At 49.5% G+C, this 5,877-nt stretch carries 8 protein-coding genes; 4 read left to right on the top strand and 4 right to left on the bottom strand.

The features are described 5' to 3' along the window. Positions 1 to 319: 319 nt before the first annotated feature. The 3 genes from XYCOK13_RS21625 (at position 320) to XYCOK13_RS21615 (ending at position 2,582) form a co-directional block, all read left to right on the top strand. On the top strand, positions 320 to 958 hold the full coding sequence (locus tag XYCOK13_RS21625; protein WP_213414332.1) for a GNAT family N-acetyltransferase: 639 nt from the start codon (positions 320 to 322) through the stop codon (positions 956 to 958). A gap of 356 nt (positions 959 to 1,314) precedes the next feature. Beyond that, a complete protein-coding gene (locus XYCOK13_RS21620; protein WP_213414331.1) occupies positions 1,315 to 2,139 on the top strand; it encodes a helix-turn-helix transcriptional regulator in 825 nt (274 codons plus the stop codon). A gap of 53 nt (positions 2,140 to 2,192) precedes the next feature. Then, entirely contained in the window at positions 2,193 to 2,582 is a 390-nt protein-coding gene (locus XYCOK13_RS21615; protein WP_213414330.1) for a VOC family protein, read from the top strand. Positions 2,583 to 2,847: 265 nt separating this feature from the next. Here the strand turns inward: XYCOK13_RS21615 and XYCOK13_RS21610 are convergent, their stop codons facing one another. Continuing rightward, positions 2,848 to 3,204, bottom strand: coding sequence for a DMT family transporter (locus XYCOK13_RS21610; protein ID WP_213414329.1), 357 nt, complete (start codon positions 3,202 to 3,204; stop codon positions 2,848 to 2,850). A gap of 70 nt (positions 3,205 to 3,274) precedes the next feature. Next, a complete protein-coding gene (locus tag XYCOK13_RS21605) occupies positions 3,275 to 3,598 on the bottom strand; it encodes a DMT family transporter (protein WP_213414328.1) in 324 nt (107 codons plus the stop codon). 107 nt (positions 3,599 to 3,705) lie between these two features. On the opposite strand from XYCOK13_RS21605, the gene XYCOK13_RS21600 reads away from it, so the two are divergent. Beyond that, on the top strand, positions 3,706 to 4,563 hold the full coding sequence (locus XYCOK13_RS21600) for a LysR family transcriptional regulator (protein WP_213414327.1): 858 nt from the start codon (positions 3,706 to 3,708) through the stop codon (positions 4,561 to 4,563). A gap of 29 nt (positions 4,564 to 4,592) precedes the next feature. Here the strand turns inward: XYCOK13_RS21600 and XYCOK13_RS21595 are convergent, their stop codons facing one another. Further along, positions 4,593 to 5,414, bottom strand: coding sequence for an AraC family transcriptional regulator (locus tag XYCOK13_RS21595; RefSeq protein ID WP_213414326.1), 822 nt, complete (start codon positions 5,412 to 5,414; stop codon positions 4,593 to 4,595). A gap of 143 nt (positions 5,415 to 5,557) precedes the next feature. Then, on the bottom strand, positions 5,558 to 5,779 hold the full coding sequence (locus XYCOK13_RS21590; protein ID WP_213414325.1) for a hypothetical protein: 222 nt from the start codon (positions 5,777 to 5,779) through the stop codon (positions 5,558 to 5,560). Between the last annotated feature and the right edge of the window lie 98 nt (positions 5,780 to 5,877).

The following is a 5,877-nucleotide window of genomic DNA, read 5'->3' as shown; positions in this document are numbered from 1 at the left end:
AGGTTTGATGCAAGGCTAGTGTAAAAAATACCCTTATTCGCTCACAACAGGCTCCGGCCATCGACGACTTCATTCCCGGACACCGTGTCCAGTGCCTGCAACCTTCACCCCGTACGCCTTCTTCCGTACACCACTTTTCATTCAAAAGGGAATTTCTACAGTATGATCATGCCTTTACTGCTAAGATGAGCATCTCGATCTCATCCAGATCGATCGACTGCGTCCAATGGGCAAACCGACACTGTACAACTCTTTATTGATACAGTAAACGTTTACCATTATAATGAACAAGTGATCGAAGAGGAGGGTTGATCCGACGATGAGCGACATTCCAGATCTGAACCTTTTTATGATGTGCAGGGAGCTGAATCGGACTGCGATGCGCGAGCTTCCGGCCGGCTATCATGTTCGAAACTGCCGCAAGGACGAACTGGACATCTGGATGAACTTTCCGTTCGATGATCCGGCTGAGGCTTTGCAGTACAGAGGATTTATGACGAACTTTTTCCAGGATGTGTATGGCAGCAAGGAGGATTCATTTTATGCGAAATGTTTGTTCGTCTGCGATACACATGATCGTCCCGTTGCGACATGCTTCGCCTGGAAAGCGTACGACCGTATCACGACCATACAATGGTTCAAGGTTCTGAAAGAGTACGAAGGGAGGGGGATCGGCAGAGCTTTGTTGTCCATCGTGATGCAGGGGGTGTCCCCGGACGACTATCCGGTGTTTCTGCATACGCAGCCGTCAAGTTTTCGGGCGATTAAACTGTACGCGGATTTCGGGTTCGAACTGTTAGACGACCCGGTGATCGGGACAAGACCAAACGATCTGGAACAGTGTCTCCCCATCCTGCAAGCGCATATGCCCGCCGAAGCCTTTCGCTCGCTCCGAACGACCAGCGCTCCCTCTTCCTTTCTCGAGGTTGCCCGCTCGTCCCCAAAGGTAGAGTTTTGATATCCATCGGCATCGCAGCGATTCAAGATTGCCCCTTGCCTACGCCATATACGCCGCTTTTGTAACCATTCGATGTCCTTCCCGCACTACGCCCCCGCCGATATGACCATCATCTGCATGCCGGCAGGGATGCCGAGACGGAAGATCAGTTTGACCTCCGTAAGCTTGGGCAGGCGGGGGACCAAGTTGGTTTCTTGTCAATTACATCGAGGCTCTGCAAGGATATCCCTTATAATGGGAAAGGGTTCCTGCGAACAGGATTGCAGTATATGCGGTGGACGCCTATAGCAATAGGTTTAACTCAAGTTATGTGGTAGAATATGGCTATCAGATTATTACATAAGTGAGTGTTGTTCATGATGTTCTACTCCTGCCAGCCTGCCGATCCGGCAGTGCGAACTTACGTCCAGACGATCTGGTATATCTCTCAGTCTGGCGGCGAGGCAGTCAAGATGAATCCTCGTATGATACCAGACGGCCGCTATCATATGGTGATCAATCTCGGCGATCCTCATCGATATGTGGATAAAAATGGAAATATTACCATCCCAAGACGCAGCCATATCAATGCGAAACAGACCGAATATGTGAAGATAGAGCGGTTCGGACATGTCGAGATCATGGGTATCGTGTTTAGACCGCATGGTTTCTATCCGTTCGTGCGCATGCCTGTCAGTGAACTGACCGGAGTAATCTGCAATATGGAGGATATCGTGAGCGAAAGCTTCGATCAGCTGGAAGAGCAGTTGGCTGGGATACCGTCTGTTCAGGGCAAATGTTTAGCTCTGGAACGTTGGTTGAAGGACCGGTTTCATCGGACAGCTTACTCATACACCGAATTAAGACGAGAGATTACATATGCAGCCGAATGGATGGTCAGGAGCAGCGGTGCGCTGCGTGTGCGTGAGTTGGCGGACAATCTTAATCTGCACGAACGAACACTGGAACGGCAGTTTAAAACTTACTTTGGTGTAACTCCGAAACAATATGCCAATGTGCAGCGAATACACGCTGTATTACGGCATATGCTTGCTAAGCCCGGACCGATGATCGATTATGCGGCTATTGGCGAGTTCTATGATCAGGCTCATTTTACCCGGGTGTTCAAGGACATGGTTGGCGTAACGCCTAAGGTTTATATGCATAATCGAGACCTTTTGTCGGATTTATACAATACATAATGAATGTGGAACGGATACAATAGCAACGAACTAGTAAAAGGAGTGATACTTAAATGCGAAGACTGGGACATGTTACGATGCTGGTCCATGATTATGATGAGGCGATCGACTTCTATGTGCACAAGGTTGGGTTTGAATTGTTGGCGGACAATGATTTCGGTGACGGGCAGAGATGGGTAACGGTTGCTCCCTCCAAGGATAGCGGCTCGGCGATCGTGTTCGTCAAGGCGGACACGGATGCTAAGCGCGCCAGGATCGGAAGTCAGGCCGGAGAACATGTATTTGTCGTTGTGGAAACTGAGGATTGCCTGGGTGACTACGCACGAATGAAGGGACTTGGGGTTAAGTTCGCTGGAGAACCCGTACATGTGCCATGGGGAATCGAGGTCGTTTTCGAAGATCTGTACGGGAACAAGCTAGATTTATTGCAACCGAGCTTATAGTTCCTGACTGCATAGGAAACCGTTTATGAAGGAGAAAAACACCTCCAGGAGCATGTACTCATGTCGGAGGACATGAAGATGCGATGGAGGTGTTTTTTATTGAATCTTGCAAGGAGTTACTTGAAATAGTAAGTGGTCAAAGGAACGAATCGTGAGTTGCCGTCATTTGCGTTGCCGTGTGCAAATAGCGATTCGACGCCGCCGATGTCAACCTCTAACTTAGTCTGATGAACTTGATTCGTCGAAATATCGGAGAAATAGAGAGTTAATGCGCGTGGTCCGATTTTTCTCGTTCTCTGTTGTCACCGCCACCAAGTTGGACAGCGACAAGACCCGCAATTACGAGTAACACGCCTATCATCTGAGTACCTGTCAATGGATCGTTCAGGAACGTCACTCCGATAAGTGCGACCGAGAGGACGCCGATTCCCGCCCAAACCGCATAGCCAAACCCGATGTTCATCCCGCGCTTAAGACTCAATGAAAACATGATATAAGACGACACGGCAAAAAAGATCGTGATAATAGTTGGAACGAGCACCGTAAAACGATCCGTAAAGCGTGTGGTTACGGCCGCAGTCGTTTCCAAAAAAATAGCGACAAAAAGATATAAGTATGCCATATCGAAATCCTTTCGTTAGAGAGGGTTCATATAAAGCGGCAGAAAACATGAATAACTATCTCAAAGTCTGCTACATGTGTGCACCGAGCTCTAAAGCGGCAACTCCTCCAATAATACAGCCAATTCCGATCAGCTGAACCTTTGTCAGCTTCTCTTTGAACCATATCGTGCCGATTGCCGCCACCAATATAACTCCTAGTCCTGCCCAAATCGCATATCCAACGCCGATATTCATCCCAGATTGAAGACTTGCTGCGAAGAAATAATAAGAAGCGACAATGGCTGCGGTGACGATGATGCTCGGAAGCCATTTTCTGAAACCTTCAGAATATGTGCTGGAGACCGCGCCGATCACTTCACAAAAAATAGCAAGCATCAGAAAAAGATAGGCCATGTCCGTTGCCTCCTTTCCTTGTGATAGTTCGAGTATACATGCAAATACATATCATGTATAATGATTATTTAGAATAAAAGCATCATTAATAGTGATGGAGGTTTCCTGTGGAGCTGAGAGACTTGAGAGTGTTTCAAGCGATTGCCGAGGAGGGAAGTATCTCACGTGCCGCTGATCGATTAGGGTATGTCCAGTCTAACGTAACCGCACGATTGCGCAGATTAGAGGAGGAATTAGGTGTCCTTCTATTTCATCGAGAACCCAAAGGGGTACGGATTACAGAGAAAGGGATGCTTTTTCGACAATATGCGGATTCTATCTTAAGAATGGCCGAGGAGTCGGTTCGTGTATTGAAAGACGACGGCACACCGTCCGGAATACTGCGAATCGGCGTCGTCGAAAGCGTTACATGTGGGAATTTCATCCGCCTGATCTCCAGGTATCAGCGGCAGTACGAGGATGTGTCGCTTCGGCTGGAAACGGGGAATACGGCGGAACTGCTGCAAAAGTTGAAAAACGCGGAATTCGACGCGGCATTGGTAACAGGTGAGCTGGCGGGTGCCAACCTGACGGTCGACTGGCTGTACACCGATGAACTGGTGCTGCTGTCCGGCAGTCCGTTGAGCGGAGGCGGGGCGGACCTTTTGAAACAAAGGTGGGTCGTCGCCCCCGCGGGATGTCCGTTCCGCGCCAGACTGGAGCAATGGCACAAAGACGAAGGCGTGACATTCCGCAGTTTTCTGGAGATTCGCTCGCTTGAAACGCTGCTGGGCAGTGTGAAGGCGGGGCTGGCGTGCACATTGCTGTCGCGGTCCGTATTAAGCGGCGCATATGAACAGTTGTATGTCCATCCGATCCCGGAGAAGTATCGGTATATCGAGACGGGACTGGTGCGGCGGCACGAATCGTTCACCAGTTCGTCTTACCGGGTGTTTGCCCGCTTGGTTCGGGAGGAGGGGGTGTGAACCCGCCGCGGGCGCCTCCTCCCGCTTGTTCATTTCCGTTTCTTCACCGGAATCCAGATCTCATGGTTTGCAGCGTGTCCCCTTACCATTTCAGGCGCCTCGGCCAGCTCGTAATTCGATGTTGGGAACCATTCGGTATATACCTGCTCCCATGTTGTCAACAAGGCTTCCGGCATTTCGCCTTCCACCTGAAACACCGCCCACAGTTGTCCGGGAATGTTCAGCCGGTCAAATGTTTCAGGACACGGTTTGGAAGTTGCTACGGCGATATAGTAGTCGATGTCGCCATTGTCATTGGTCAATGAAAGATGCAATGTTCCCGGAAATAAAGTGTTGTCATAAGGCTTAAGGCTCTCTTCGATCGCTTCAATCTGTTCCCACATGCGCGGGTGGAATGCTGCGTGGGCTGCCACCGTTTCCTTCTTGCCTACCACGGTAAAAGCTTCTTTCTCGACGATACGGTAATTCATCTCGGCATCTCCCTTGATCGAAATTTGGAAGGTTATTCGAGGATATGCCTTCAATGAAACGCCGGCGTTTCTGACCGAGCTGGGGGCTATGCCATGCAGTAATTGAAACGCCCGTGAAAATGCATCAGGAGAGTTGTAGCCATATTTAACGGCCGCATCAATGACCTTCATGTCATGTTCCAACAGATCAAAAGCCGCCAAGGTCAAACGTCTTCTTCGCACATATTCAGTCAAGGATACGCCGGCCAGAAACGAAAACATCCGTTTGAAATGGTGTTCGGAGAAGCAAGCAGCTCTGGCCGCCTCGGCGTAATCGATTTCTGCATCGAGATGGTCTTCGATGTAGCTGATGGCGGCGTTCATACGGTCAAGCACATCCACCGGAATAACCTCCCTTCACTAAGCAGCATAACATGAATATTCGCCCGTGATCCGATTATATCGGTCCAAATGTTGCAGGGTGACCGGGAGGCCGATGTTATGCACCGCTTTTTATGGATGGATAATGTTGATGTACGCGTTCTCTAGGGGATCAGGAACAAATTGATGATGATGTATTGAATAAACGTGAGCGCGACAGCGGCTTGATCTATTTTGCTGTGCAATTCCCCTGTGTAGAACAGGATATACTCCAGTGGAATGAGCAGCACGGCGAGTACAAGAAACGCCGTATTGACCCCGGTCCATTCAGGCCGTACCGGATGCTGCCGCAGCGCCTTCACAATCTGTGAAACGTAATTATTCATCTTTGCCAACTTTACCAATAGTATAATGTCCCATGGCTTCGCTCATGTTTAGTTCTCGCATTGAATCGTCGTCGTAACATTCGGGCGGTTCTGGATTT

It is taken from the genome of Xylanibacillus composti (assembly GCF_018403685.1).
Lineage (GTDB): Bacteria > Bacillota > Bacilli > Paenibacillales > K13 > Xylanibacillus > Xylanibacillus composti.
This window is presented reverse-complemented; position numbering and strand designations above follow the sequence as displayed.